The 596-nt window shown below is 53.9% G+C and carries 1 rRNA gene; it reads right to left on the bottom strand.

From position 1 onward, the window contains the following. A 23S ribosomal RNA gene (locus tag CKF42_RS21005) occupies window positions 1-596 on the bottom strand; the annotation flags it as partial.

A 596-nucleotide genomic window follows, 5' to 3' on the forward strand; every position in this document is an offset into this window, starting at 1 on the left:
CGCCTTGGTATTCTCTACCTGACCACCTGTGTCGGTTTGGGGTACGATTCTGTGTTACCTGATGCTTAGAGGCTTTTCCTGGAAGCAGGGCATTTATCACTTCAGCACCGTAGTGCCTCGTCATCACGCCTCAGCGTTAACAAGAGTCCGGATTTACCTGGACCCTCCGCCTACACGCTTAAACCGGGACAACCGTCGCCCGGCTGATATAGCCTTCTCCGTCCCCCCTTCGCAGTAACACCGAGTACAGGAATATTAACCTGTTTCCCATCGACTACGCCTTTCGGCCTCGCCTTAGGGGTCGACTCACCCTGCTCCGATTAACGTTGAACAGGAACCCTTGGTCTTCCGGCGAGCGGGCTTTTCACCCGCTTTATCGTTACTTATGTCAGCATTCGCACTTCTGATACCTCCAGCATGCCTCACAGCACACCTTCGACGGCTTACAGAACGCTCCCCTACCCAACAACACATAAGTGTCGCTGCCGCAGCTTCGGTGCATGGTTTAGCCCCGTTACATCTTCCGCGCAGGCCGACTCGACCAGTGAGCTATTACGCTTTCTTTAAATGATGGCTGCTTCTAAGCCAACATCCTG

Origin of the sequence: Pantoea sp. ARC270 (assembly GCF_003236725.1) — a bacterium.
In the GTDB taxonomy this organism is placed as follows: Bacteria; Pseudomonadota; Gammaproteobacteria; order Enterobacterales; family Enterobacteriaceae; genus Pantoea; species Pantoea anthophila.